This is a genomic window from Ruegeria sp. B1 (assembly GCF_056535885.1).
The window spans coordinates 1,060,516-1,087,010 of sequence record NZ_JBQFJA010000001.1; the positions used below are offsets into that span (position 1 = coordinate 1,060,516).

A 26,495-nucleotide genomic window follows, 5' to 3' on the forward strand; every position below is an offset into this window, starting at 1 on the left:
ATCTCCGTAAGGTACATGGCCGCCATTCAGCCTGTATTGGCGCGTTTGGACGCGCCTCGGTTATGGTGGCCCCAATGGACCGTATTCACGTCGAAGTCCGGCGAAAGCCAGTCTGCGACGCTCTGCGGGTCACCCAAGTCGATATCAAACCGCAAAAAGCGCTCTGAACCGTCAAAATACGCTTCGACTTCGGCATGATGGACGTCGTACATATGCGCCCATCCACGCTTTACCTCAGCCGCTGTCAGACCATTGGCCTTGCAGCACTTTTCCAGATACCCGCCATTTGAGTGGCGCGACCGAGAAGCAATCCAGTCTGCCCGGTTCCGCGTGTTAAACAGAAAGTAAGCGTCCGGATATGCAGCGTGTAGTTCGCGAAAGAGTCGCGCACCGTCCAGCATGAAGCGTGAATTGACAAAAGCAATATCCGCGAATGCGCGCACGGCACCGAAACCCTGAAGTGGTTTCCGCCCCATTGCGATGTTCGTCACCATCCGTTGTGCAACGTTGGCTCCTTGCTCGTCCAACCAATGCAGCGACCGGATTCCACTGTTCTGAAACAGCTTATGAAACGACGTCGTGGCGCATCGGTTTAAACCGATCAGGATGATCTTGGGATCACTTTCTTGCGGATATAGCGCCTCAATCGTCATTGCATCTGCACCGCACCCGTCAGAAAGTCCGCGCCTTGGGCGCGATCTTCTTGAGGCTGATACCACCTTCGTCTTCTTTGGTCAGAGGGTCCTCGATAACCGGGCGATAGCTGAGATCGATATGGATTGCGTTGATCTTGCTACCGTGTGCCCGCGCAATTGTGTGGACCCGCCAGTTTTCGTCATCCCGGTTTGGATGATCCTCATGTGCGTGCGCGCCACGGCTTTCCTTTCGCGCTTCAGCACCAACAATTGTTGCCAAGGCATTTGGCATCAGGTTCGTCAGTTCCAGGGTCTCCATCAGGTCGCTGTTCCAGACCAGGGACCGGTCAGTGACCGACAGATCATCGACCTTTTCGGCGATCATCTTCATGGCTTCGACGCCATCGGCCATCGTCTTGGCCGTTCGGAACACAGCTGCGTCACGCTGCATCGTCTTTTGCATTTCCAACCGCAATTCCGCAGTCGATATGTCACCTTTCGCGTACCGCAAGCTGTCGAAGCGATCAAAAGCCGCATCAACCGAAATCTGATTCAGCGTCGGGTTGGGTGCATCGGCATCGACAACTTTTCCGGCCCGAATTGCTGCCGCACGACCAAACACAACTAGGTCAATCAACGAGTTTGAACCCAGACGGTTTGCACCGTGAACCGAGGCGCACCCGGCCTCGCCAACGGCCATAAGCCCGGGAACAACACGATTTGGGTCATCTTCTGTTGGGTCTAAAACCTCGCCCCAGTAATTTGTCGGGATACCGCCCATATTGTAATGCACGGTCGGCAGAACCGGGATCGGTTCCTTCGTGACATCAACCCCTGCAAAAACACGCGCTGATTCTGAAATCCCCGGCAAACGTTCCGCCAGAGCTTCGCTGGGAAGATGGCTCAGATTCAAGTGGATGTGATCGCCATCATCACCGTGACCGCGCCCCTCACGGATTTCCATGGTCATGGACCGAGAGACATAGTCGCGCGGTGCAAGATCTTTGTACTGGGGGGCATAGCGCTCCATAAAACGCTCACCTTCGGCGTTGGTCAGGTATCCGCCCTCCCCGCGCGCGCCTTCGGTAATCAGGCAGCCGGAACCGTAGATACCAGTCGGATGGAATTGGACGAATTCCATGTCCTGCAATGGCAGCCCGGCACGCGCCACCATGCCGCCACCATCGCCCGTGCAGGTATGAGCAGAGGTTGCACTGAAATAGGCGCGCCCATATCCGCCGGTTGCCAGCACAACCATCTTGGCATTGAAGACATGCATCGTGCCATCGTCGAGCTTCCAACAAACGACACCCTGGCATTGCCCGTCCTCGGACATGATCAGGTCAATGGCGAAATATTCGATGTAGAACTCAGCATTGTTCTTCAGGCTCTGGCCGTACAGCGTGTGCAGGATCGCGTGGCCGGTTCGGTCTGCTGCTGCGCAGGTCCGTTGCACGGCGGGTCCTTCGCCAAACTCGGTGGTGTGACCGCCAAATGGCCTCTGGTAGATCTTGCCCTCTTCAGTCCGGCTGAACGGCACGCCGTAATGCTCCAGCTCGTAAACCGCTTTGGGGGCTTCACGTGCGAGGTATTCCATCGCGTCCGTGTCACCCAACCAGTCCGACCCTTTCACGGTGTCATACATGTGCCATTGCCAGTGGTCTGGACCCATATTGGACAAGGACGCCGCGATGCCACCTTGTGCTGCAACCGTGTGGGACCGGGTTGGGAACACCTTTGTCACACATGCGGTCCGCAATCCCTGTTCTGCCATGCCCAGGGTCGCCCGCAATCCCGCGCCGCCGGCACCCACCACCACGACATCATATTCGTGGGTTTCATATTCATATGCTGTCATCGTTCCAAATCCTTACCGCACACACTACAGCGCGAGCTTGACCAGGGCAAAAAGACCCACTGCGATCACCGTATATGCAAAGGCCGATACAGCCATTAGGGTCAGTTTTTCAGCAACACCGTGTACGTAATCCTCGACAGCGACCAGCGCCTCTCTCATCAGATGCAGGGTTACGAATACCAATGTTAGTGCTGTAACGATGGCTGGAAAGGGACGGCTGTAATAGGCTAGGACCTCTTCGTAGGTTCCGCCAAGTCCAACAGCAAAGGTGATCACAAATAGCGGCACAAGAAACACCAAAGCCGTAGAGCTTGCCATCATTTGCCAATGGTGATGTGTGCCGCCGCGTCCAGCTCCTGTGCCTTCGGCACGCTTTCGGTCAGTAAGATAATGCATCGCCTCTATCCTTGCGCCACCAACACTGTCACAACGGTTAGAACAGTCGCCAACACGAACATCCCAACGCCCAGTTTTTCAGAGATCGGAACATCCAGGCAATATCCCAGATCCCAGATCACATGACGCAGCCGACCGAGCATATGGTAGTAAAGTGCCCACGCGGCCCCGAACATAACCAGATCGCCCAAGAAGCTGCGCATCAGCCCATCAATGAAGTTAAAAGCATTCTCTGATGTCGCCGCCGCAAGCAGCCACCACACGATCAAAGCGGACAGCACAAGCGTTGCGATACCGGTAATGCGCACCATGATCGAAGATATCGACGTCATTTGTGGACGATAAATCGTTAGATGTGGCGACAGCGGGCGGTTACCCCGATTTACATCGGCCATGGCGGCTCCTTTTCGGTTGGCTACCCTAGGTTTTACTAATTTTTGCCTTACTGTCACGTGCTGCAAGTGCAAAAACACTGAATTCGCCAGCAAAACACCGTAATATAGCATTATGTGATCACAGCTATAAATCTTGTGATCACATATCCCATTCAATGCCCTCAATGTTAGCGATTTCAATACCAAAGCAATGTGATCACGAATCTCAAACCATTACTTCATTCCGGCGGTTTGCTGTGTGACCTCCCGCAACAATTTTTTGCGTATGCGTTCAGGATAGTCGGCGAACCCCGCTGCTGACACAACAAACGCACCTTCACCGACAATAACGTTTTCAAAGAAATAGGCGGTCAGATCAGGCTCGCTTTGTTCAATGGCGATTGCGTTTACCGTAATGCCACGGGTGCGCAAAAGCGCATGCACCTGTTGCGGTTCAATCCCTTCATTCGAAACCCCGTCGCCTGAAATGTCGATCAGCAACCTTTTGCAATCCGAGACAGTCTGAAAACTGGCGAGGGTGGTTTCCAGCGCCTCACCAATTGCCGTGGAGAAATTGCGCCAAACACGGGGATCGGCCGCCACCTTTTCCGCGAACTTGTCGAGGACATCAAAGCTCTCGATCCGGGTCCACGGTATTGTGATTCTTTGGCGCGACGCACCCGTCCATTGAACAAGCATCAATCGTGCCTGACCCCGCACCAATGCCTCGGACACCACCGGATCGCGCAGACCTGCCGCGAGCCCGTCCATTTGTATCCTGTATTCCTGAGAGTCCACCGATCCGGAAACGTCTACGGCCAAGGCCAGGTCGCAGGCGACGGTAGGAGTAGCCAGAAAAGACGCGACAGCCGCCGCACGCAAGAACCGCATGCCTGACACCTAGCACATCCACAGATGCTTCAATTCAATTTCTTATTAGGGTGCGATTTCGCGCAGTCAGTCGTCGATGTTCAAACACATCTTAATTTTCGACCCGCTGTAGCCGGGGATATAGCCAGCACCGTACAGGACGCACGGCACCTCCACATCGCGGCTCCTAACCTGTCCCATCTCTACATTGGGACAAGGGCCCATATGTCAAGGTCCAGCAACACGCCGGGCAGGTACTTTCCGTCTTCACCCCTAAGCTCAAACGGAGGGCCACCTTTTGTCGCGACAAGACGTAGGCGCAAAGCCCCGATGCCGGAAGCGCCGGTCTCTGCCTTATCCAGGACCTCGGACCAGGCCTTGATCGTATCCCCCGCGAAACACGGGTTGGCATGTGCACCGCCATTCAGACCCACAATCATCTGTGCATTTGCAAGACCGTTGAAGGATAACGCGCGGGCCATCGAAATCACATGCCCCCCATAGATCAGGCGGCCGTCCGGGCGGAACGTCAGATCAAAATGCACCTTGGCGGTGTTTTGCCACAGGCGCGTGGCCAGCATATGCTCGGCTTCTTCCACGGTTACGCCGTCGACATGATCGATGGTCTCCCCAACGGCGTAGTCACCCCAGCGATGCGTCTCGCCTGATTGTCCAAAGTCATACGCGGTGAAATCCAGGCCTTGCGGTATCAGCAGATCGTCAGCATTCAACGCCTTTTTCAGGTCGGGCACAACGGCCTCTGGCGCTGGAACATCGAGGTTCGATTTGCGCACCATCACCCAGCGGACATATTCGATGACTACCTCGTCACGCTGGTTCAACCCGCGTGTGCGGACCCAGACAACTCCGGTCTTACCGTTGGAATTCTGCTTGAGACCGATCACTTCGGACTCTGACCGCACCGTGTCGCCGGGATAGACCGGCAGCAACCACCGTCCCTCGGCATAGCCCAGGTTGGCCACCGCGTTCAGCGAAATATCCGGGACCGTCTTGCCGAAAACCACGTGAAACGCCGCCAGATCATCAATCGGACTTTGCGGCAATCCGCAACTCCGGGCGAACTCATCCGAGGAATAGAGCGCATGGCGCGCCGGATACAGCGCGTGATAAAGCGCGCGTTCGCCCACTGTTACGGTACGCGGCACCGCGTGATGCAGTAGCTGACCGACAGAGTAATCCTCGAAGAAACGGCCCGGATTGGTTTTTGCCATTATTGCTGTCCCAATTTCATGTCAGGGGAATAGTCGGCTTTGACTTCTTTGGTGACCGCTTGCGCGCAGTACATCATGTTGGTCGCCGGATTGAAGGCGTACGAGGGGGAACCATACAGCTCCCACCCTTTCGCCAACGCGTCGGAGACCTTGTGGCAGAAGGCCGACGTATCCTCTTCAGTCAGGAGGCGGTAGAGCTTGGTCACAACGTCATCTCCTTAAGACGGGAAGGGCCACGGACCGACCAACCCATGGATGTAACCGATGATGCCCAGCAGAACGATTGAGGCAACAAAGAACATGGCGTCTTTGCCGTAGGTGCCGGGCTCGCCGGGGGTCCACTCAGGCTCGGACCGGTTGATGACGATGACTTCCGCAATGGCCCAGGCCAACAGCCCGCCGAACAAGACGATCGAGGCCAGATCACCATTGACCAGCAGGTGCGCAAACGCCCACAGCTTGAAGCCGCCCAGCATTGGGTGGCGCATCTTGTTCAGCAGACGGCCTTTGGCTCCCGCAGGGCTCATCATGAAGATCCCGATTAACACCAGCAGGTTGTTGATGTGAATCATGAACGACGGCGGCGCCCAGACATAGACGAAATCCGTCATCCGGTATCCGAAGATCATCAACAGGATGGATGCAACCAGTGCCAGAGCAACGACACCCTTGCCTGCGTCGCCCATCTTGGCCCGTTGTTCGGGCATGAGCCGTTTAAAGAAATGTGCGGCCCACCAAAGTGCCACACCAAGGATCAAAAGAACAAAGCCCATTGCTGGCCTACCCCGCTTGCAAAACTACTATCGCCTCCGCTTTTGCCAGAATTTCGCGGGCAGTTACAACGTGCAGGTTTTCAACAATTTTGCCGTCAACCACAGCAACCCCTTGTCCTTGGGCCTCAACCTCTTCGAATGCGGCGATTTGTCTGCGCGCCAGGTCGATTTCTGCGTCTGACGGTGCAAAGGCTGCGTTTGTGATATCAACCTGCGCGGGATGGATCAGGGTCTTGCCGTCAAAGCCCATGTCGCGACCTTGTGCGCACTCTGCGGCCAGCCCTTCGGCATCCTTGAAGGCGTTGTAGACACCATCAACAATGATCAAACCCTCGGCCTTGGCGGCCAACAGGCACAGACCCAAAGAGGTCATGAGCGGCAGGCGATCCGCGCGAAAGCGGACCTGAAGCTCCTTGGCCAGATCGTTGGTGCCCATGACAAAGCCCGCCATCAGAGGGTGCGCGGCGATTTCGGGTGCATTCAGCATACCGCGCGGCGTCTCCATCATCGCCCAGATCGGCAGATCGCCGGTGACAGCTGCCAAGCCATCTACATCAGCGGCCGCATTCACTTTGGGAAGCAAAACGACATCGGCGTCCATATCGCGCACAGCCTCGGCATCGGCCCGGCCCCATTCAGTGTCCAGCCCGTTGATGCGCACGATCTTGACACGCGTGCCATACCCGCCTGTTGCCAGCGCGGCCTTCAGTGTCTCACGGGCATTCGCCTTTTCCTCGGCAGCCACGGCATCTTCCAGATCGAAAATGATCGCATCAACTGGCAGCGTCCGCGCCTTTTCCAAAGCCCGCTCTTTGGAGCCGGGAATGTACAGAACCGAGCGATATGGGCGTTGACGTGGATCCATCTGCATCTCCCCAAGAAATAATATTGCGCGGAATGGGGCATTTTTTTCACGAAAGTTCAAGCGCAAAAACGCCGCGCTGCAGCATCAAGGGCGGCGACAATGCAACGTGCGTTGTTTTAACCGAATTTCGTGACCTGCAGAGCAAGGTTTCCAAATCAGGCGACAAGAGGGCCGGAGATGAAAAAGACACTGATCAAAATGACGATGGGGTTGTCCATCGTGGTTCTTGCTGCGCAACAACTGCCGGCACAATCACGCAATTGCGCGCCGCGCGCCGATGTGATCGAGCGACTTGCCGACACCTATGGCGAAACCCGCAAGGGCATCGGACTTGCGCGACAGGGTGCCGTCATGGAGGTATTCGCATCTGACGAAACCGGCACTTGGACCATCACCGTGACGCTGCCGGATGGCGTGACATGTCTGGTTGCAAGCGGGCAATCCTACGAAAATCTTGTCGAAGGGTTGCCGCCCGCAGGCGACGACGCCTAATTCAGGTCAACGCATCCCAGATCAGCTTTGAACCGGTGATCGTGAGCAGAACGTATGCAATGCCAAAGAACACGCGCTCGGACAGCATGAAATGCGCCCGAACGCCGAGCCACGCGCCAAGCAGTGCAAACGGAGCCAGCAACAGGTTTGCCCAGGCCGTTTGCAGCGTGAAAAGACCGAGATAGGCGTAGGGCACAAATTTGGCGATGTTAATCACCCAAAACACAAGAACCGTGGTGGCCTGAAACTCGGTTTTCGGCAGGCGTTGCGACAACAGGTAGACAGCAGCTGGCGGTCCTCCGGCGTGGCTAACAAAGCTGGTGAAACCGGCGACCAAACCCGCAAAGATACCCACTGGCGGCGGCAACCGTTTGTGCGCAGCACGCACCCATCCTCGGGATTGCCCAACATGCCAAACGACAAATCCAACCGATATTCCGCCAATTAACAACCGCAAAACATCGTCGTTTGTCGCACGAAACAGCCAAAAGCCCAACAAGACGCCGGGAATGGCGCCCAGCATCAGCAAACGGGAATCCGGCCAGCTCCACCGCTTCCAGTAGGGACCAAGGGTCGCAAAATCGATCATCATCAGCATGGGCAGCATCAAAGCGACCGCCTGCGCCGGCTCGAGGATCAGCGCCAGAATCGATGACGATGCAAACGCCACGCCCGAGCCAAACCCGCCTTTCGAAATGCCCGCAAAGATCACCGCCGGGATCGCCACGGCAAAAAACATCAGGTTCAATTCGAACATGCAGGGGCCCCGAAACGGCTTGTTTCAAAAGCCGTTTAGCGCAATCGGCCAAACATATGCAAACTGTATGCGGTCGCATGCCATGCGGCTCGGCCCTTGCACAAAGCCCTATTAACGACTAGCACAACCGCGATTTCAAAACCCACCGGAGATATTCCAAATGGCCAGACCCAAGATCGCGCTGATCGGCGCAGGTCAGATTGGCGGCACGCTCGCCCACCTCGCAGCAATGAAAGAACTCGGGGACGTCGTCCTGTTCGACATCGCCGAAGGCACCCCCGAGGGCAAGGCGCTGGATATCGCCGAGTCTGGCCCTGTTGAAGGGTTCGACGCGTCCCTGAAAGGTACGCAGTCTTATGAGGACATCGCTGGCGCCGACGTCTGCATCGTAACCGCAGGCGTGCCGCGCAAACCGGGCATGAGCCGCGACGACTTGCTGGGTATCAACCTTAAGGTCATGAAATCGGTCGGCGAAGGCATCGCCGCCAACGCCCCCGACGCGTTTGTGATCTGCATCACCAACCCACTGGATGCGATGGTTTGGGCGCTGCGTGAGTTCTCGGGACTGCCGCATAACAAAGTCTGCGGTATGGCCGGCATTCTGGACTCGGCACGCTTCCGCCACTTCCTGGCGGAAGAGTTCGAAGTGTCGATGCGTGATGTCACCGCCTTTGTGCTGGGCGGTCATGGCGACACCATGGTGCCATCGGTGCGGTACTCAACCGTTGCTGGTATCCCACTGCCCGATCTCGTTGAAATGGGCTGGACCACACAAGAAAAGCTGGACGCCATCGTACAGCGCACCCGCGACGGCGGCGCCGAAATCGTTGGCTTGCTAAAGACCGGCTCGGCCTTCTACGCTCCGGCTACCTCGGCAATTGAAATGGCAGAAGCGTATCTGAAAGACCAGAAACGCGTCCTGCCCTGTGCCGCTTATTGCGACGGTGAACTGGGTGTCAGCGGTATGTATGTCGGCGTCCCGACCGTAATCGGTGCAGGCGGCATCGAAAAGATCGTCAACATTACCCTGAACGAAGAAGAACAGGCGGGTTTCGACAATTCGGTGAACGCCGTGAAAGGCCTGATCGAGGCCTGCAAGGGCATCGACAACTCGCTGGCATAAGGCGCGAGATTAGGTGTTAAGAGACCGGTCTTTTCGGGCCGGTTTTCTTGTTTGCAGGTCAGATCACGTTCGCCGGTTATGTTGGCGCAAACGTCGCAAACGCCTTTTTTGAATGTGTTTTCAGGCCTAAGGTTCGTCTTCTCGAATCATAGGGCCTTGGCTATCAAATTTGTGATCACACCTAAAATGCTGTGATCACAAATACTGAAAATCTTCGTGAAAAAGCTCTCTTCCGTCAAAAAACCCTTTAAACTTTACCGTTAGAAACCCCTATAACGGTTCAATCGCATTCAGACGGGACAGCTTCGATGAACATCCATGAATATCAGGCCAAGGCGCTTCTGCGCAGCTATGGCGCTCCGGTTTCCGACGGTCGCGCCGTTTTACGCGCGGAAGAGGCCAAAACCGCAGCGGGTGAACTGGACGGACCGCTTTGGGTCGTCAAGGCGCAGATCCACGCAGGCGGGCGAGGTAAGGGTTCCTTCAAAGAAACCGACGCGGGTGAAAAAGGTGGAGTCCGTCTGACCAAGTCGGTTGAAGAAGCCGCCGAAGAAGCCAAAAAGATGTTGGGGCGCACGCTGGTCACCCATCAGACCGGCCCCGCAGGCAAGCAGGTCAACCGCATCTACATCGAGGCCGGGTCGGGCATCGAGCGCGAATTGTACCTGGCCCTGCTGGTCGACCGCCAAACCAGCCGCATCTCATTCGTTTGCTCGACCGAGGGCGGCATGGACATCGAGGAAGTGGCCGCTGAAACGCCCGAGAAAATCCTATCCTTCTCGGTTGACCCTGCGACGGGGTATCAGCCCTACCACGGCCGCCGCATCGCCTTCTCGCTGGGCCTTGAGGGCGCACAGGTCAAGCAATGCGTCAAGCTGATGAATCAACTCTATAACGCCTTCGTCGAGAAGGACATGGAGATGCTGGAAATCAACCCGCTGATCGTCTCGGACAGCGGTGACCTCAAGGTGCTGGACGCCAAGGTCGGTTTCGACGGCAACGCGGTCTACCGCCACCCGGATATTGCCGAACTGCGCGATACGACCGAGGAAGACCCCAAGGAACTGGAAGCCTCGAAATACGACCTGAACTACATCGCGCTGGACGGTGAGATCGGCTGCATGGTGAACGGTGCCGGTCTGGCGATGGCGACGATGGATATCATCAAGCTTTATGGAGCCGAGCCTGCCAATTTCCTCGACGTGGGCGGCGGTGCGACCAAGGAGAAAGTGACCGAGGCGTTCAAGATCATCACTTCGGACCCGCAGGTCAAAGGCATACTGGTCAACATCTTCGGTGGCATCATGCGCTGTGACGTGATTGCCGAGGGCGTTGTCGCTGCTGTGAAAGAGGTCGGCCTGCAGGTTCCGCTGGTCGTGCGTCTAGAAGGCACGAATGTCGAGAAAGGCAAAGAGATCATCAACACCTCTGGCCTGGACGTGATCGCGGCGGACAACCTGAAAGACGGTGCCGAGAAGATCGTGAAGGCGGTTAAGGGATGATTTGAGTTCAGAAGGTTCGTGGATTTCAAGGGTCTTCTTTCGAACTCAACTGTGTCACTAGCTCAAAGGCAACTTGCATGAAAGTCGGTACGATTTCCCTGGCAGCTTTACTTTTTGTCGCAAACTGTTCGTCGGCAGCTTTTGAATCGAAAGCGTACGATGAAGTCAGTATGCTATTCGAAAGTGCATGCATGGCCAACATTGGAAATCCTTCCCAATCCTTGCGAGCCCTAGAGAGGTCGGGTTTGAAGCGCAACTACGCGTCAAACGAGGATGATGTTAATTACTACAACCCAAAGACAGGCGTACGTTATACAGCCGGAACGAAAGTTGCGGAGATTAGCTCAGCTGGCCGCAATTTGGGTATCATCGAATACAACTATTGTTCCGCTGCTTCTTATGACTTGAACCAATCCCACTTTGAAAAAATCCAAAGCGAGATGACGTCGAAGTATATCTCGGGCAGATCAACATACAAAACTGCTCGACAGCCTTCCAATCATCGCGTGACCGCTGACAAACGAATTGCTGGCTGGAAGGTGTCTGTGGTCGCTGGACAACCACCGACACAACCGTCCGGGCGCAAATTTTCTTCCATAGAACTGCAACAAACGAAATAGCCAGCGAAGGAGTCACAAAATGGCAGTCCTAATCGACGAAAACACCAAAGTGAGACGAAAACACCAAAGTGATCTGTCAGGGCACTCGACAGACGCACGTGTGGCACTAACCGCACCTTCAAAGTGACAGCCGCCGCTACATATCGCGATTGCCCCACATGCGGGTCCGATGATGCCCCCAGATTGGAGGCATACTCTCCGGTCGATTGGTTTCTGGCCCAGTGCAAGGCGTGCGGTTTTGTGTTCCTCCGTGACCCGCCGAAACACGAGGCGTTGCAAGAGGACTTCGCGTGGGAGCGGACCTTTGCCGCAAAAAAGCAGACCTCGAAGGGGTCCACATTGTTCAGCCCGATCGCGCGAAAAATCCGCAGCAAACTGCGGATGAACCGCGACAAGAATGCGGCGTTCCGTAGGTGGTTCAACAACGGTCATGTGCTGGATATCGGATGCGGCGATGGCGTGCGGGTTGCGGAACCGATGACGCCTTATGGCATCGAATTGTCATCGGAACTGCATCGGCGCGCCGATGCAAATATGCGCTCTCGCGGCGGCTATTGCCTTCATGGCGCGGGGGCCAAAGCCATCTGGCAATTCGAGCCTGAGATGTTCGACGGTATCGTGATGTATTCCTACCTCGAACACGAAACTGACGCTCTGGATGTGCTTAAGGGCGCCTATCGCGCGCTTAAACCGTCGGGTGGTGTCTTTGTTCGTGTGCCGAACTTTGGCTCTCTCAACCGCAAAATCGTCGGCGCCAAATGGTGCGGCTTTCGACACCCCGATCATGTCAACTACTTCACTTTGAAAAGCCTTAGAGAGCTGGTCGGCAGGGCGGGTTTCTCAACCAGACTGGTTAACTGGATCAGCCTGCCGGTGGACGACAACGTTTCCGTGCTCTTACGCAAAAATCAATCAAAATCACTATAAGGACCAGGTACTCATGGCAGTCCTCATCGACGAAAATACCAAAGTGATCTGTCAGGGCTTCACCGGCTCGCAGGGCACATTCCACTCCGAACAGGCCATTGCGTATGGCACCAAGATGGTCGGCGGCGTGACCCCCGGCAAAGGCGGGATGGAGCATCTGGGCCTGCCCGTGTTCAACTCGGTCCACGAAGCCAAGCATGTGACCGAAGCCAATGCCAGCGTGATCTATGTGCCGCCGCCCTTTGCGGCTGACTCGATTCTTGAGGCGATTGATGCCGAGATGGAGGTGATCGTTTGTATCACCGAAGGTATCCCGGTTCTGGACATGATGAAGGTGAAGCGGGCGCTGGAAGGGTCGAGCTCGCGCCTGATCGGCCCGAACTGCCCTGGTGTGATTACGCCCGACGCCTGCAAGATCGGCATCATGCCCGGCCACATCCACAAGCGCGGCTCGGTCGGCGTTGTGTCGCGCTCGGGAACACTGACCTATGAGGCCGTCAAGCAGACGACGGACGTGGGTCTGGGCCAATCCACCTGCGTCGGCATCGGCGGCGACCCGATCAAAGGGACCGAGCATATCGACGTGCTGGAATGGTTCCTGGCGGATGACGAGACGGAGTCGATCATAATGATCGGTGAGATCGGTGGCTCGGCCGAGGAAGAAGCGGCACAGTTCCTAGCGGATGAAGCAAAGAAGGGCCGCAAGAAACCAACCGCCGGTTTCATCGCAGGCCGCACCGCCCCTCCGGGCCGCCGCATGGGCCACGCGGGCGCGATCGTCGCCGGCGGCAAAGGCGGTGCCGAAGACAAGATCGAAGCAATGCGCTCGGCCGGTATCGTCGTGGCCGAAAGCCCAGCGCAGCTGGGTGAAGCTGTGCTGGAAGCGATTGGGTGAGCTGTGATTTGGGGTGGTAAACCCATGTTTGGCTTTGCGGCTGTCATCTTGGCAGCCACTGCCGGCTCTACTATTGCCAGCAGCTCAGAGATGGCCTCAGAAACTGTTGCTGCTTGCCAGTCTACAACTGATTTGCCCACGCTGACATATACGCTTATTCAGGTTGGCTGGACCCCGAAGGTGCCTGCAAATCTTGATGACCGTGCAGTTCGTTCTTACGCCGCCACCTATTTGCCCAACCACTTAGGCAATGGTGACTACTCTAACCTGCGCATTGCAAACACTTGGGAGTTAGCTCTCACAAACGCGGCAGGTGCGCGCAACTTAAAGATTGTTGATGGCTCCGAAAAAAAGGACCGGTGGTTTGTTCGTGAGCAAACCGGAAGCGTTTTGCGAATCGATAGCTACAAGAGTGGAGAGTTTGAGCACATCCAATGTGTGCTGGCTCTCAAGGAAGAAGACTCTCCAACTACTTTTGCGGAGCTACTGGAGGGATCGGATCGCGACCCTCAATACCTTCAACCAATTCTTCATCTTCAGCATCAGTCTTCCGAAGACGATAATCTGAAAAGAAGCATGAAAGGCGCGATCCTAAACATACATCGAATAAAATCTGCCTCAGACACAGACTTTGATGTATCGTCAGTGTTCACTACTGCTACAACAAAACGACCGGAGAAGGCGCAATGACCTTCTCTGACGCCATCCGCACCTGTTTCTCGAAATTCTTCACCTTCTCGGGTCGCGCCTCTCGGCCGGAATACTGGTTCTTTTTCCTGTTCATCGTGATCTGGAGCTTTCTCGCCGGGATCATCGACTGGCAGTTCTTTACCCAGGTTGCAGTGACTGAAACCGAGACCTCCAAATCCGTGTCCGCCGCGTCCTCAGGGCCAGTGCAGAGCATCGTTGGCCTGATCGTGTTCTTCCCGCATCTGGCCGTTGCGTGGCGGCGGATGCATGATACCGGGCGCAGCGGGCTGTATGCTTTGCTGCCGATCCTGCTGATCGTCGGGGCTTTTGCGGTTCTGATCTTTGGCATCGGGATCGCCAACCAGTTTCATGGCGGCAGGCTCGATACTCTGTTCACAGAAGCCACCTTGCTGATTGTCCTTCCAACACTGCTGGTTTTGCTGGTGTCACCCCTTCTGGTGCTATGGTGGCTGACACGGCCCAGCCAAGCAGGCACCAACCAATACGGTCCCAACCCATATGAGGTAGCCCAATGACCGAACATTCGCCCAACACTGCCTTTCACGCCTCAAGCTTTATGCAGGGGCATAATGCCGAATATCTGGAGCAGCTCTACGCCCAGTACACCAAGAACCCCAGCGCAATGGATGCCGCCTGGGCCGAGTTTTTTAAGGCCATGGGAGATGCCACGCCGGATGTTCAGAAAGAGGCCGAGGGGCCGTCCTGGGCGCGGACCGACTGGCCGCCAATGCCAACAGATGATCTGACAGGTGCATTGACGGGTGAATGGGCCGAGATCGATGCCAAGGCGGCGGGCAAGAAGATCAAGGACAAGGCTGAAGCGAAAGGCGTCGAAGTTAGCGAAGACCAGATCAAACGTGCGGTGCTGGACAGCCTGCGCGCCTTGATGCTGATCCGGGCCTATCGCATCCGCGGCCATCTGGCCGCCAATCTGGATCCGCTGGGGATGCGCACGGCCAGCACACATCCTGAGCTGGACCCCAAGACCTATGGGTTTTCTGAGGCTGATATGGATCGGCCAATTTTCATCGACAACGTGCTGGGGCTGCAGATGGCCTCGATGCGGCAGATCGTCGAGATCGTGAAGCGGACCTATTGCGGCACTTTTGCGCTGCAATACATGCATATCTCGAACCCCGAAGAGGCCGCGTGGCTGAAAGAACGGATCGAGGGGTATGGCAAGGAAATCCAGTTCACCAAGGAAGGCCGCAAGGCCATTCTGAACAAGATGGTCGAGGCCGAAGGTTTCGAGAAATTCCTGCACGTGAAATACATGGGCACCAAACGCTTTGGTCTGGACGGCGGCGAAGCGCTGATCCCGGCGATGGAACAGATTATCAAGCGCGGCGGCGCCCTTGGTGTTCGGGACATCGTCATCGGGATGCCGCATCGGGGCCGCCTGAACATTCTGGCCAATGTGATGCGCAAGCCCTACCGCGCCATTTTCAACGAGTTCCAGGGCGGCAGCTTCAAGCCCGAGGATGTGGACGGCTCCGGTGACGTAAAATATCACCTTGGCGCGTCTTCTGATCGGGAATTCGACGGCAATTCGGTTCACCTGTCATTGACGGCAAACCCGAGCCACCTTGAGGCGGTGAACCCCGTCGTGCTGGGTAAAGTGCGCGCCAAACAGGATCAGTTGAAAGACGCGGATCGGACAGCGGTGATGGGTATCCTGTTGCACGGCGACGCCGCCTTTGCCGGTCAGGGCGTTGTGGCCGAAGGGTTCGGACTGTCGGGCCTGCGGGGACACAAGACTGGCGGCACGATGCATATCGTTGTGAACAACCAGATCGGGTTTACCACTGCGCCGCATTTCAGCCGCTCCAGCCCGTACCCAACCGACATCGCCCTGATGGTCGAAGCGCCGATCTTTCACGTCAACGGCGATGACCCCGAGGCGGTCACGCATGCGGCCAAAGTGGCCACGGAATTCCGGCAGAAGTTCCACAAAGACGTGGTTATCGACATCTTTTGCTACCGCCGGTTCGGGCACAACGAGGGCGACGAGCCCATGTTCACCAACCCGATCATGTACAAAAAGATCAAGACCCACAAAACCACGCTCAGCCTTTATACAGAGCGGTTGGTCAAGGATGGTCTGATCCCCGAAGGCGAGATCGAGGACATGAAAGCGGCCTTTCAGGCCCACCTGAACGATGAGTTCGAGGCCGGAAAAGACTATAAGCCCAACAAGGCAGACTGGCTGGATGGGCGCTGGTCGCATCTGGACAAGAACAAGGATGAATATGTACGCGGCGACACGGCGATTGCACCGGAAACCTTTGCCGAGATCGGCAAGGCGCTGACGCATGCTCCGTCCGACATCGCGCTGCACAAGACGGTTGGTCGCCTGCTGGAGCACAAAAAGCAGATGTTCGAATCCGGCAAGGGTTTCGACTGGGCGACCGGTGAGGCATTGGCCTTTGGCTCTCTGCTGACCGAAGGCTATCCGGTTCGCTTGTCCGGTCAGGACGCCACGCGGGGCACATTCAGCCAACGTCATTCCGGATTTGTCCATCAGGAAAACGAGGAACGGTTCTACCCGCTGAACAATGTTCGCGCCGGACAGGCGCACTACGAGGTGATCGACTCGATGCTCAGCGAATACGCGGTGCTGGGCTTTGAATACGGGTACTCGCTGGCCGAACCAAATGCGCTTGTCCTGTGGGAGGCGCAATTTGGCGATTTCGCCAACGGGGCGCAGATCATGTTCGACCAATTCATCAGTTCAGGCGAGAGCAAGTGGCTGCGCATGTCCGGTCTGGTCTGCCTACTGCCGCACGGGTTCGAAGGGCAAGGGCCAGAACACAGCTCGGCCCGGCTGGAACGGTTCCTGCAGATGTGCGGACAGGATAACTGGATCGTCGCGAACTGTACGACGCCCGCGAACTACTTCCACATTCTGCGTCGTCAGTTGCACCGCACGTTCCGCAAGCCGCTGATCCTGGTGACCCCGAAATCACTGCTGCGCCACAAGCTGGCCGTCAGCACGGCCGAGGAGTTCACAACCGGATCCAGTTTCCACAGGGTGCTCTGGGATGATGCGCAGCATGGCAATTCTGACACCAAGCTGGTTGCCGACGACAAGATCAAACGAGTGGTGATGTGTTCGGGCAAGGTCTATTACGACCTGCTGGAAGAGCGCGATGCCCGGGGTATCGACGATGTCTACCTGCTGCGGATCGAACAGTATTACCCGTTCCCGGCGCACTCGCTGATCAATGAACTTGAACGGTTCAAAGGTGCCGAGATCATCTGGTGTCAGGAAGAACCCAAGAACCAGGGGGCGTGGACCTTTATCGAACCCAATATCGAATGGGTGCTGACCCGGATCGGCGCAGATAACAAACGGCCACGCTATGTCGGCCGCGCAACCTCGGCCTCGCCCGCAACGGGTCTGGCCAGCCAACACAAAGCCCAACAAGAAGCGCTGGTTAACGAAGCGCTGAGCCTCGAAGGAAAGTAAGCGATGACGATTGAAGTTCGTGTTCCCACGCTTGGCGAGTCGGTCACCGAAGCCACGGTTGCGACCTGGTTCAAGAAACCCGGTGACGCCGTTTCCGTGGATGAGATGCTGTGTGAGTTGGAGACCGACAAGGTCACGGTCGAAGTGCCCTCTCCGTCCGCCGGCGTGATGGGAGAAATCGTCGCGGCCGAAGGGGAAACCGTGGGCGTGGATGCCCTGCTGGCCACGATCACGGCCGGAGAAGGTGCCACACCTGCCCCGGCGGCGGCCGAAGTTCCAGCGCCAGCGCCTGCCGCAGCCCCGGCATCATCGGGCGGCAGTGTTGACGTGATGGTGCCTACGCTGGGTGAATCCGTATCCGAGGCGACCGTTTCCACGTGGTTCAAACAAGTGGGCGATGCCGTCGCACAGGACGAAATGCTGTGTGAGTTAGAAACAGACAAGGTCTCGGTTGAGGTTCCGGCTCCCGCTGCTGGCGTTCTGGCTGAGATCGTCGCTCCGGAAGGCGCTACTGTAGACGCGACCGCCAAGCTGGCGGTGATCTCGGGCGCTGCGGCGGGTGTTGCAGCAGCTCCCGCAGCGCCTGCGGCAGCCGCGGGCGGCGGCGCCTCGACCAACGGCAAGGACATTGCCAACGCTCCGTCCGCAGAAAAAGCCATGGCCGAGGCGGGCCTGTCCGCGGATCACGTCACCGGCACCGGCCGCGATGGTCGCATCATGAAGGAAGACGTGGCGAAAGCGGTTGCAACAGCTTCGGCCCCAGCGCCTGCGGCGGCTGTGCCCGCCCCCGCTGCCCAGGCCCCACGCGCGCCCGTTGCCGCCGAGGATGCGGGGCGTGAAGAACGGGTTCGAATGACCCGTTTGCGGCAAACCATTGCCAAACGTCTGAAGGACGCGCAAAACACCGCCGCGATCCTGACCACCTTTAACGAGGTGGACATGACCGAGGTGATGGCGTTGCGAAATCAGTACAAAGACCAGTTCGAGAAAAAGCACGGCGTGCGTCTGGGCTTTATGTCTTTCTTCACGAAGGCCTGTTGTCATGCGTTGAAGGAAGTGCCCGAGGTCAATGCAGAGATCGACGGCACCGACATCGTCTACAAGAGCTTTGTACATATGGGCGTCGCCGCAGGTACCCCGCAGGGTCTGGTGGTTCCGGTCATCCGCGATGCCGACAGCATGTCCTTTGCCGCCATCGAAAAAGCCATCGCGGAGAAAGGCAGGCGTGCGCGGGACGGAAAACTGAGCATGGAGGAGATGCAGGGCGGTACCTTTACCATCTCGAACGGTGGCGTCTATGGCTCTCTGATGTCCTCACCGATCCTGAACCCGCCGCAGTCGGGTATTCTGGGCATGCACAAGATCCAGGACCGCCCGATGGTCATCAATGGCGAGATCAAGATCCGCCCGATGATGTATCTGGCGCTGTCTTATGACCACCGGATCGTCGATGGCAAAGGCGCGGTGACGTTCCTTGTCCGGGTAAAAGAGGCGCTGGAAGATCCTCGCCGCCTGCTGATGGATCTGTGACCATGGCAACGCATGTACTTTGGCAAGCCGATGTCGCGGATTTTGATGTCTGGCTGAACGTGTTTCTCGAGGACAAACCCATGCGAGAGGCAGCGGGCATTCACGATCTGCACATCTGGAAAGATCCTGAGCAAAAGGATCACGCGGTCGCGCTGTTCGAGATCGCAGATCTGGACCGGGCGCAGAGTTTCATCGAGTCGGAGGAACTGGCTATGCATCACGAACGCGGTGGCGTGGCGCATATTCAGGTTAAAGTGCTGACACCCGTCTAAGCAATGCACGTACGACTGGACATAAACCCGACCGGTTGCTCAACGCGAAAGCGCTTGGACAACATTTTTCAAGACGCTCGCCCATGACCCCCGAACTCACCGTCCTGACGTTGGCAGCGCTGTTGCAGGTCGTGCAATATGCGCTAATGGCAATCCCGGCCAATTTGGAGCTTGGCCCAGGAAAGACCACGTCAGCCCGGGACCGAGACCGCTTGGGTGGACCGATCGAGGATCAGTTGTCCCAAGGAACGGCGCGATTGTACCGGGCACTGAACAACCACTTTGAGGGGTTGATCCTGTTCACAATCGCCTGTGTGGTCGTCACGCTCAGCGGTATGGCAAACGGCTTTACGGCCGCGTGCGCTTGGATCTACCTGGCCGCCCGGTTCTTATATGTTCCCGCCTATTATTACGGCCTGAAACCCTGGCGTACTGTTATTTGGCTCGCTGGCTTTCTGGCCACGACCCTTATGCTTTTGGCGGTGTTATTGTGAAGCCGCTGATGTACAAACTGTTCAGAGATTTATGCTCTGCGACAGCCCGAATTCTCAAGGAGACCCTTCATGGCAAACTACGACGTCATCGTAATCGGATCGGGCCCCGGCGGCTATGTCTGCGCTATACGCTGTGCCCAGCTGGGGCTGAAAACCGCGGTGGTTGAAGGGCGCGAAACGCTGGGTGGCACGTGTCTCAATGTGGGCTGCATACCCTCAAAGGCGCTGCTGCATGCCAGCCATCAATTGCACGAGGCCGAGCACAACTTTGCCAAGATGGGTTTGAAGGGCAAAAGCCCCTCGGTCGATTGGAAGCAGATGCAGGCCTACAAAGAAGAGACAATCGAAGGCAACACCAAGGGGATCGAGTTTCTGTTCAAGAAGAATAAGATCGACTGGCTGAAAGGCTGGGGATCGATCCCGGCTGCCGGCCAGGTCAAGGTGGGTGACGAGCTGCATGAGGCCAAGAATATCATTATCGCTTCGGGCTCGGAACCGGCCTCGCTGCCCGGCGTCGAAGTGGATGAAAAGGTTGTTGTGACGTCGACCGGTGCGCTGTCGGTGGGCAAAATTCCGAGGAAGATGGTGGTGATCGGGGCAGGCGTGATCGGGCTGGAACTGGGCTCAGTGTATCAGCGTTTGGGCGCCGAGGTGACAGTGATCGAGTTCCTCGACGTGATCACCCCGGGCATGGACCCCGAGGTGCAGAAAACCTTCCAGCGCATTCTCAAAAAGCAGGGCCTGAAATTTGTCATGGGCGCGGCGGTCCAAAAGACCGAAGCGACAAAAACCAAGGCCAAGGTGACCTACAAGCTTCGCAAAGACGACAGCGAGCATGTGATCGACGCCGACACAGTGCTGGTCTCGACAGGGCGCAAGCCGTTCTCCGAAGGTCTGGGGCTTGAGGCGCTGGGCGTGGAGATGACTCCACGCGGGCAGATCAAAGTGGGTACAGATTGGCAGACCAACATACCGGGTATCTACGCCATCGGCGATGTCATCGAAGGCCCGATGCTGGCCCACAAGGCCGAGGATGAAGGCATGGCTGCTGCCGAGCAGGTTGCAGGCAAACATGGCCATGTAAACTACGGCGTCATTCCGGGGGTGATTTACACATGGCCTGAAGTGGCCAATGTGGGAGAGACCGAAGAAACCCTGAAAGAACAGGGCCGCGCCTACAAGGTCGGCAAGTTCATGTTCATGGGTAACGGTCGCGCCAAGGCGAATTTTGCTGCGGATGGCTTTGTGAAGATTCTGGCCGATAAGGAAACCGACCGGATCTTGGGCGCTCATATCATCGGCCCGGCGGCGGGTGATCTGATCCACGAGGTATGCGTGGCTATGGAGTTCGGCGCCTCGGCGGAAGACCTTGCCCTGACATGCCATGCCCACCCGACCTATTCCGAAGCTGTGCGCGAAGCGGCCCTTGCCTGCGGCGACGGACCTATTCACAGCTGAACACCGGGCCCCGGCGGTTACCGCGCCGGGGTAAGCCAGGCCGCGAGGTAGACATCCAACCTGTCTTCAAAGCGCTGCGCGTCGTGCAGGGCGCAAAATTTGAGTGACATCGCCTGAATGGCAAAGGCCTGGACGCCCTCGGCAAGCAGGTCGGCGGATACATCCTTGCGGACATCGGCGTACTTGAGCCAGCTTTCAACCAGACGAAAATAGCGCTCAAAGCAAAGGGCGATCGGCCCGATCTCGGCGATGGCTGCGGCCCCGGAGTAGCGCAGCAGCAGATCAAAAACATAGCGTTCTGATGTCATGAAGCCGTGAATCGGCGCGAGTGCGTCTATCAATTCGGCAACAGTCTTTGGAGATGGTCCCGCTTCTATCTGGTCGAAAATGATACCGAGACGCTGGCCAACCAGCGTTTCCATCAGCGCATCCTTGTCACGAAAATGCGCAAAAAACGTGCCTTTTGCGACGCCTGCGGCCGTCACAACTTCTTCCACCCGCAAGTCTTGGTAGCCGTGGCGATCAACGGCCTCTTCCGAGGCAACAAGCAGTTTGGCGCGTGTCTTTAGCGTACGTTTTTGGATTGTCTTTTGCATAGGGTCAGATTGCATGATTTTTGACCGCGGTCAAATTTTTATTGACCGTGGTCATTTTGTGAATATATAAATTGACCATGGTCATTTTTAGGAGACACCCCAATGCATCCCAAGAAAATACTTGTCCTCGACGGACATCCCGCAGAAAGCAGCCTGTCGCGCACCTTTGCTCAGACCTACGCAGATGCCGCGCAGGACAAAGGGCATGAGGTTCGGATGGTCCATCTGAGTGATTTGCAATTCGATCATGACTTTGGTCAGGGCAACTATCACGACTTCAAGCCGCTTGAGCCGGTTTTGGAACACCTCCTGCAGGACATCGAATGGAGCGACCATCTGGTCCTGACAACGCCCATGTGGTGGGGCGGTCTGCCCGCCAAGCTAAAGGGTCTGATCGACCGGATGTTTATTCCGGGACGCACGTTCGACACACGAAACACCACAAGGATCGGTTTGCCCGCACCAATGCTAACCGGCCGTACGGCGCGGGTGATCCTGACGTCCGACACTCCGGGCTGGTTCATGCGCCTGATCTATCGCCAGGCCCTCATCCGTCAGGTTCGCGATCAGATTCTGGGGTTTGTTGGCTTCAAACCAACCCGGTTCACATATTTCGCGGGCGCAAGCTATCCCAAACCGGGTAGTGTGGAGCGTTGGATTGACAAAGTTTCCAGAATTGGAGCGGCTGCAGTTTGACGTGCGGCCGACCCTCAGCCCTTACCACATCGTCTTGGCGGCGCGCGGCCCCCAGTCCCGGTCATACTGCGCGCCACCCTCTTCGCCGGCCGTCACCTCGGCAAGAATCTCACCGACACTCGGCAACTCGGCGACGTCTTGGTCGGCGTTCCAGGTTCCCGCCCGCATCAAAGCCCGCGCGCATTGTGTGTAAATCTCGTTGATTTCGATGACAACGACGGTCGCAGGGCGTTTCCCGTGTTTCTCAAACCGAGCCCGTAACGCGGTATCATCCGTCAATCGCGCCCTGCCGTTCAACCGCACAACGTTGTTTGACCCCGCCACCATAAACATCAGGGAGACGCGCGGATCCCGAATGATATTGCGTAATGAATCTAAACGGTTGTTGCCGCGCCAATCCGGCAGCGCCAGCGTATTCGGATCAAGCTCCAGAACCACCGGCCCGTCGTCGCCGCGCGGGCTTCCGTCGACGCCTTCTGGACCCACGGTACTCAGAATGCACAGCCGAGACGCCATGATCCATTTTCTGTAGAGGGGCGTCAGACGGTGGGCGACTTTACGCGTGGCAGGCGCGCCGGGCGTGCCATACAACGCCTCAAGAGCGGCTATGTCGTCAATATACTCCATCCGGATCAAACCCCACTTCCCGCATCAACTCGCCCGACCGTGCTTCGATCACCGTCTCCAGGCGTTTCAGAAAATCGTCCCGCGCGACACCCGGTTCAATCGGATCAAGGAAATCGACGATTGCGAGCCCGGGTTTGCGCAGAACACCAGCGCGCGGCCAGAATACGCCGGCATTTGTCGCAGCCGGTATGCAAGGAAACCCGAGGCCTTCATACAGAATTGCGGTGCCAACTTTGTAGGGTTTGTGCGTGCCAGGTGCGACCCGTGTGCCCTGCGGATAGATCACAAGCTGACCGGGCTCCGAAAACTCTTTGGCCACATCCTGAACCATCTTGGCAACGGCCGCGCCTTTCTTGCCGCGATCAACGGGGATGCAGCCCAGACGACGGGCATAAACGCCAATGATCGGTGTCCACAGAAGTTCGCGCTTCATGATGAACTTGCCGTGTGGCACCGCGTTGAAGATGATGATGATATCCAGAAACGACTGATGTTTGGCCCCGACCACCACTTCGTCTTTGGGGACAATGCCCCGGACCTCGCACCGAATACCGACCATCCACCGCGCCAGCCATATTGTCGTACGGGCGTAGGTCTTACACGCCTGTAGTGCACCACGCTTGGAAAAGACGGCATACGGTAAGAACAGGATGCCAAGGATCAGCATCCAGATGTAGATCACGACCATAAAGATCAGAGAGCGAACCCATTGAACGGCCATGGACATCAGGACAGCTCCTTCAATTTGCGACGGGCTGCAGTCAAGGTGGCAAAGAATGCAACCACGGCACCTAAAACTGGGATAAGGCCCGGAAGAATCCAGCCAATACCCTGAAAGCCCAATCCGGTCAAAAACCCGCCCGCATCGGAGGCGTCCGGAAGGAGCAAGACGCCGATCATGCCCAAAACCGTTCCAACAAGCGCGCCGAAAAACGCCCGGAAGGTAAAGCGCCGCACAAACGCCCCAGCGATGAACCGGTCGCGCGCCCCGATTTGCCGCAAGACCTCGATGATCTGCGCATTGGCGGCCAGCGAGGAATTCGCCGCCAACGTGATCATGGCCGCCGTCGCGCCACCGATGAGAAGAATGGAAATCCAACCCAGCCGTCGCAATGACTCTGCCGCATCGACCAGAGGTTCGCGCCATCTGGTGTGATCGTCCAGAACAGCACCGGGCACTTCGGCACCCAGCCGCAGGCGCAGGCCCATCGTATCCAGCCCCGGTTCGCCTTCAATGACTTCGATCAGCTGTGGGATGGGCAGCGTATCCAGCGGCAGATCCGGACCGAACCAAGGCGACAACAACGCCGCCTGCTCCTGCGCTGTCAAAGCACGAGCAGAAGCCACACCGGGGGTTTGGCCCAAAACCGTCAGAGCCGCATCGGTCTGTGCCGCCAATTGGTCTTCAGGCGCGTTGATGCGTACCGTTGCAGCCCCGGCCAGTTCCGTGGCCCAGCGATCTGCGATCCGACCCGAGGCAAGCGAGAGCGCAAGAGCAAAGACCGCAAGGAACGCCATTGCGCCGGATACAAATAGTGTCAGCTGGGCGGTATACCCTGTTGGGGGGACCACGCGGTCCGCGCGTTTATCCCTGTGCAGCAGATTGCGGATGTCGCCAGAGCTCATAAATCTGCTCCCGCCAATTGGAGCTGGCGCTGTGAAATGCGCAGAACCCGGGCCTGAACCTGACTTTTCGCCGCCCGGATCAGGCTGAGGTCGTGGGTTGCGATCAGGACGGTTTTGCCCATCCGGTTCAACTCGATCATCAAGCGCAACAGGCGCTGGGACATCTCCCAATCCACGTTGCCGGTTGGCTCGTCCGCCAGAACGACATCAGGCGACAGGGTGACAGCCCGTGCCAGCGCGGCGCGTTGCCGTTCCCCGCCCGACAGTTCCGGCGGTCGCGCCTCAAGACGGCCACCCAGCCCCACCCAGCTCAACAACTCCGTCAGGTTATCCTGCTCTGCATGTTCCGCGCGCCCGGATACCATCAAGGGCAGCGCCACATTTTCCGCCAGCGTCATGTGATCCAGAAACTGGCAGTCCTGATGCACCACGCCAACACGGCGGCGCAACAGGGCCATCTGGTCCCGATCCAGCGCCGAGATATCCTGATCAAACGCGCTCAGCCGCCCCGATGTCGGCAGCAACGCGCCGTAGCACAGCTTGAGCAGGGTGGTTTTACCGGCACCCGACGGGCCGGTCAGGAAATGAAATGAGCCCGGCTGCAATTGCACCGAAACACTGCTCAGCAATTCACCGTCGCCATAAGTGTAGCTGACATTCTCCAGCTCGATCACGGGTGCCCCCAAGGTTTTCTGTCGCTCTTCATGCCCGAGCAGGGATGCGGTTTCAATGCCCACACCGGGTCGAATTGGTGACACTTGCCCTGCGAAACCGAAAACGCCCTTTGCGGTTGGGTTTTAACGGAATATCATCCCTGAAAAAACCACCATAAGGCCGCCAGACTGGCCAAGAGAGGCAGCATGCGTCTTACATGTCCGAATTGCGGTGCCCAATACGAGGTTCCGGACGAGGTGATCCCGGAAGATGGCCGGGATGTGCAGTGTTCGAACTGTGATCACACATGGTTTCAGCCCAAGTACCCCGACCAAGCGGAGCCGTCACCAGAGCCTGCATTGGCTGAAGCAGCAGAGGTCAAAACCGCTGATAGTGACGTGGCTGAAGCAGACACCACGAACGAGGCGTCAGAGTCGACACCCGACGCCGCTGCAAAACCCGAACCGGAGCCAGAGACCGAAAAACCCGCGGCAGCCACTTCGGGGAACGTGGATCCTGCGGTCGCGACTATCCTTCAGCAAGAGGCTGCACGCGAATCCGAGTTGCGCGCGCAGGAAGGCGTGACGCTCCAAAGCCAACCTGACCTTGCCTTGGATACGGCGCCAGTGCCGAAGGTTGAACCCAAACGCCCGTCTGCAACCGAAACCGCAGAAGATTCCGGACAGAAGGATGCGCTGCCGGATGTTGAGGCAATCAACTCCAGCCTCCGCAGCGACGAGGCTGACGCAGCGCCCGCAGAACCGGTACGCAAATCCGGTGGGTTTGTGCGTGGCTTTGCCCTGATCCTGATTATGGGCGTGGTGCTATATCTGATCTACAGCAACGCCCAACAGATCAGCGAAGCCGTTCCGCAGGTTGATCCAGTTCTGCAATCCTACGTTTCGCTTGTGGATCAGGCCCGTATCTGGCTCGAGGCCCAGGCGGGATCCGGCGCATCGCAGAACTGACGCGCAATTTGTGCTGAGCGTCAGACGACATTGATCTTCGCGTCATTAACTGAGCAAAATTCCGGAAAACGGATC

At 57.3% G+C, this 26,495-nt stretch carries 30 protein-coding genes; 15 read left to right on the plus strand and 15 right to left on the minus strand.

The annotated features are described in order from the left end of the window. Positions 1-26: 26 nt before the first annotated feature. The 9 genes from ACR3ES_RS05105 to ACR3ES_RS05145 form a co-directional block, all read right to left on the minus strand. A complete protein-coding gene (locus ACR3ES_RS05105) occupies positions 27-653 on the minus strand; it encodes a sulfotransferase (RefSeq protein ID WP_170427936.1) in 627 nt (208 codons plus the stop codon). 19 nt (positions 654-672) lie between these two features. After that, positions 673-2,493, minus strand: coding sequence for a succinate dehydrogenase flavoprotein subunit (gene sdhA / locus ACR3ES_RS05110; protein WP_170427933.1), 1,821 nt, complete (start codon positions 2,491-2,493; stop codon positions 673-675). A 24-nt stretch (positions 2,494-2,517) separates the two neighbouring features. Beyond that, a complete protein-coding gene (gene sdhD, locus ACR3ES_RS05115; RefSeq protein WP_170427930.1) occupies positions 2,518-2,889 on the minus strand; it encodes a succinate dehydrogenase, hydrophobic membrane anchor protein in 372 nt (123 codons plus the stop codon). Between the two features lie 5 nt (positions 2,890-2,894). Next, on the minus strand, positions 2,895-3,284 hold the full coding sequence (gene sdhC / locus ACR3ES_RS05120; RefSeq protein WP_170427927.1) for a succinate dehydrogenase, cytochrome b556 subunit: 390 nt from the start codon (positions 3,282-3,284) through the stop codon (positions 2,895-2,897). Between the two features lie 213 nt (positions 3,285-3,497). Continuing rightward, positions 3,498-4,154, minus strand: coding sequence for a DUF1194 domain-containing protein (locus ACR3ES_RS05125; RefSeq protein ID WP_480424953.1), 657 nt, complete (start codon positions 4,152-4,154; stop codon positions 3,498-3,500). Positions 4,155-4,336: 182 nt separating this feature from the next. Further along, positions 4,337-5,365, minus strand: a complete 1,029-nt coding sequence (locus tag ACR3ES_RS05130; RefSeq protein WP_170427921.1) for a MaoC family dehydratase — start codon at positions 5,363-5,365, stop codon at positions 4,337-4,339. Beyond that, complete coding sequence (locus tag ACR3ES_RS05135) at positions 5,365-5,571, minus strand: DUF1737 domain-containing protein (protein WP_170427919.1); 207 nt, start codon at positions 5,569-5,571, stop codon at positions 5,365-5,367. Before ACR3ES_RS05135 ends, ACR3ES_RS05130 begins: the two co-directional genes overlap by 1 nt. 12 nt (positions 5,572-5,583) lie before the next feature. After that, complete coding sequence (locus ACR3ES_RS05140; protein ID WP_170427917.1) at positions 5,584-6,138, minus strand: NnrU family protein; 555 nt, start codon at positions 6,136-6,138, stop codon at positions 5,584-5,586. 7 nt (positions 6,139-6,145) lie between these two features. Then, entirely contained in the window at positions 6,146-7,003 is an 858-nt protein-coding gene (locus ACR3ES_RS05145; RefSeq protein ID WP_170427915.1) for an HpcH/HpaI aldolase/citrate lyase family protein, read from the minus strand. 177 nt (positions 7,004-7,180) lie between these two features. On the opposite strand from ACR3ES_RS05145, the gene ACR3ES_RS05150 reads away from it, so the two are divergent. After that, positions 7,181-7,495 carry a hypothetical protein gene (locus ACR3ES_RS05150; protein WP_170427913.1) on the plus strand — a complete coding sequence of 105 codons (315 nt, stop codon included), beginning with the start codon at positions 7,181-7,183 and terminating at the stop codon, positions 7,493-7,495. A gap of 1 nt (position 7,496) precedes the next feature. Here the strand turns inward: ACR3ES_RS05150 and ACR3ES_RS05155 are convergent, their stop codons facing one another. Beyond that, the gene (locus ACR3ES_RS05155; protein ID WP_170427910.1) at positions 7,497-8,252 is read right to left on the minus strand and encodes a sulfite exporter TauE/SafE family protein; all 756 of its coding nucleotides are present in this window, start codon (positions 8,250-8,252) and stop codon (positions 7,497-7,499) included. A gap of 160 nt (positions 8,253-8,412) precedes the next feature. On the opposite strand from ACR3ES_RS05155, the gene mdh reads away from it, so the two are divergent. The 12 genes from mdh (at position 8,413) to lpdA (ending at position 21,253) form a co-directional block, all read left to right on the plus strand. Next, positions 8,413-9,375, plus strand: a complete 963-nt coding sequence (mdh, locus tag ACR3ES_RS05160) for a malate dehydrogenase (RefSeq protein WP_170427907.1) — start codon at positions 8,413-8,415, stop codon at positions 9,373-9,375. 308 nt (positions 9,376-9,683) lie between these two features. Beyond that, on the plus strand, positions 9,684-10,877 hold the full coding sequence (gene sucC, locus ACR3ES_RS05165; RefSeq protein ID WP_170427904.1) for an ADP-forming succinate--CoA ligase subunit beta: 1,194 nt from the start codon (positions 9,684-9,686) through the stop codon (positions 10,875-10,877). 77 nt (positions 10,878-10,954) lie between these two features. Continuing rightward, positions 10,955-11,497, plus strand: a complete 543-nt coding sequence (locus ACR3ES_RS05170) for a hypothetical protein (RefSeq protein ID WP_170427902.1) — start codon at positions 10,955-10,957, stop codon at positions 11,495-11,497. A 240-nt stretch (positions 11,498-11,737) separates the two neighbouring features. Continuing rightward, positions 11,738-12,424 carry a class I SAM-dependent methyltransferase gene (locus tag ACR3ES_RS05175; RefSeq protein WP_480581781.1) on the plus strand — a complete coding sequence of 229 codons (687 nt, stop codon included), beginning with the start codon at positions 11,738-11,740 and terminating at the stop codon, positions 12,422-12,424. Between the two features lie 13 nt (positions 12,425-12,437). Beyond that, on the plus strand, positions 12,438-13,319 hold the full coding sequence (gene sucD / locus ACR3ES_RS05180; protein WP_117870362.1) for a succinate--CoA ligase subunit alpha: 882 nt from the start codon (positions 12,438-12,440) through the stop codon (positions 13,317-13,319). Positions 13,320-13,343: 24 nt separating this feature from the next. After that, complete coding sequence (locus tag ACR3ES_RS05185; RefSeq protein WP_170427896.1) at positions 13,344-14,009, plus strand: hypothetical protein; 666 nt, start codon at positions 13,344-13,346, stop codon at positions 14,007-14,009. Continuing rightward, on the plus strand, positions 14,006-14,545 hold the full coding sequence (locus ACR3ES_RS05190; RefSeq protein WP_170427894.1) for a DUF805 domain-containing protein: 540 nt from the start codon (positions 14,006-14,008) through the stop codon (positions 14,543-14,545). Before ACR3ES_RS05185 ends, ACR3ES_RS05190 begins: the two co-directional genes overlap by 4 nt. Then, positions 14,542-17,499, plus strand: a complete 2,958-nt coding sequence (locus ACR3ES_RS05195) for a 2-oxoglutarate dehydrogenase E1 component (RefSeq protein WP_170427891.1) — start codon at positions 14,542-14,544, stop codon at positions 17,497-17,499. Before ACR3ES_RS05190 ends, ACR3ES_RS05195 begins: the two co-directional genes overlap by 4 nt. Before the next feature lie 3 nt (positions 17,500-17,502). Then, positions 17,503-19,029: a 2-oxoglutarate dehydrogenase complex dihydrolipoyllysine-residue succinyltransferase gene (odhB, locus tag ACR3ES_RS05200; RefSeq protein ID WP_170427890.1), complete on the plus strand. Its 1,527-nt coding sequence runs from the start codon at positions 17,503-17,505 to the stop codon at positions 19,027-19,029. Between the two features lie 2 nt (positions 19,030-19,031). After that, the gene (locus ACR3ES_RS05205) at positions 19,032-19,301 is read left to right on the plus strand and encodes a hypothetical protein (RefSeq protein WP_480424957.1); all 270 of its coding nucleotides are present in this window, start codon (positions 19,032-19,034) and stop codon (positions 19,299-19,301) included. A gap of 83 nt (positions 19,302-19,384) precedes the next feature. Then, positions 19,385-19,795: an MAPEG family protein gene (locus ACR3ES_RS05210; RefSeq protein WP_480424959.1), complete on the plus strand. Its 411-nt coding sequence runs from the start codon at positions 19,385-19,387 to the stop codon at positions 19,793-19,795. Between the two features lie 69 nt (positions 19,796-19,864). Then, positions 19,865-21,253 (plus strand): dihydrolipoyl dehydrogenase, encoded by a 1,389-nt coding sequence (lpdA, locus tag ACR3ES_RS05215; protein WP_170427885.1) that lies wholly within the window; start codon positions 19,865-19,867, stop codon positions 21,251-21,253. Positions 21,254-21,270: 17 nt separating this feature from the next. On the opposite strand, the gene ACR3ES_RS05220 is transcribed toward lpdA, so the two are convergent. After that, on the minus strand, positions 21,271-21,849 hold the full coding sequence (locus ACR3ES_RS05220; RefSeq protein WP_170429643.1) for a TetR/AcrR family transcriptional regulator: 579 nt from the start codon (positions 21,847-21,849) through the stop codon (positions 21,271-21,273). 102 nt (positions 21,850-21,951) lie between these two features. Here ACR3ES_RS05220 and ACR3ES_RS05225 point away from each other — a divergent pair, with 102 nt between their 5' ends. Next, positions 21,952-22,545, plus strand: a complete 594-nt coding sequence (locus ACR3ES_RS05225) for an NAD(P)H-dependent oxidoreductase (RefSeq protein WP_170427883.1) — start codon at positions 21,952-21,954, stop codon at positions 22,543-22,545. Between the two features lie 21 nt (positions 22,546-22,566). Here ACR3ES_RS05225 and ACR3ES_RS05230 read toward each other — a convergent pair whose 3' ends face one another. From ACR3ES_RS05230 to ACR3ES_RS05245, 4 genes are read right to left on the minus strand one after another with little or no spacing between them, the layout of a single operon-like run. Next, positions 22,567-23,172 carry a pyridoxamine 5'-phosphate oxidase family protein gene (locus ACR3ES_RS05230; protein WP_170427881.1) on the minus strand — a complete coding sequence of 202 codons (606 nt, stop codon included), beginning with the start codon at positions 23,170-23,172 and terminating at the stop codon, positions 22,567-22,569. Then, a complete protein-coding gene (locus ACR3ES_RS05235) occupies positions 23,159-23,899 on the minus strand; it encodes a lysophospholipid acyltransferase family protein (protein WP_170427879.1) in 741 nt (246 codons plus the stop codon). Before ACR3ES_RS05235 ends, ACR3ES_RS05230 begins: the two co-directional genes overlap by 14 nt. Next, positions 23,899-24,798 (minus strand): FtsX-like permease family protein, encoded by a 900-nt coding sequence (locus tag ACR3ES_RS05240; RefSeq protein ID WP_170427876.1) that lies wholly within the window; start codon positions 24,796-24,798, stop codon positions 23,899-23,901. The genes ACR3ES_RS05235 and ACR3ES_RS05240 overlap by 1 nt, the downstream gene beginning before the upstream one ends. Beyond that, entirely contained in the window at positions 24,795-25,472 is a 678-nt protein-coding gene (locus tag ACR3ES_RS05245) for a cell division ATP-binding protein FtsE (protein WP_480425558.1), read from the minus strand. The genes ACR3ES_RS05240 and ACR3ES_RS05245 overlap by 4 nt, the downstream gene beginning before the upstream one ends. Positions 25,473-25,658: 186 nt before the next feature. Between ACR3ES_RS05245 and ACR3ES_RS05250 the strand changes: the two genes are divergently transcribed. Beyond that, a complete protein-coding gene (locus ACR3ES_RS05250) occupies positions 25,659-26,420 on the plus strand; it encodes a zinc-ribbon domain-containing protein (protein ID WP_170427874.1) in 762 nt (253 codons plus the stop codon). Positions 26,421-26,495 lie beyond the last annotated feature (75 nt).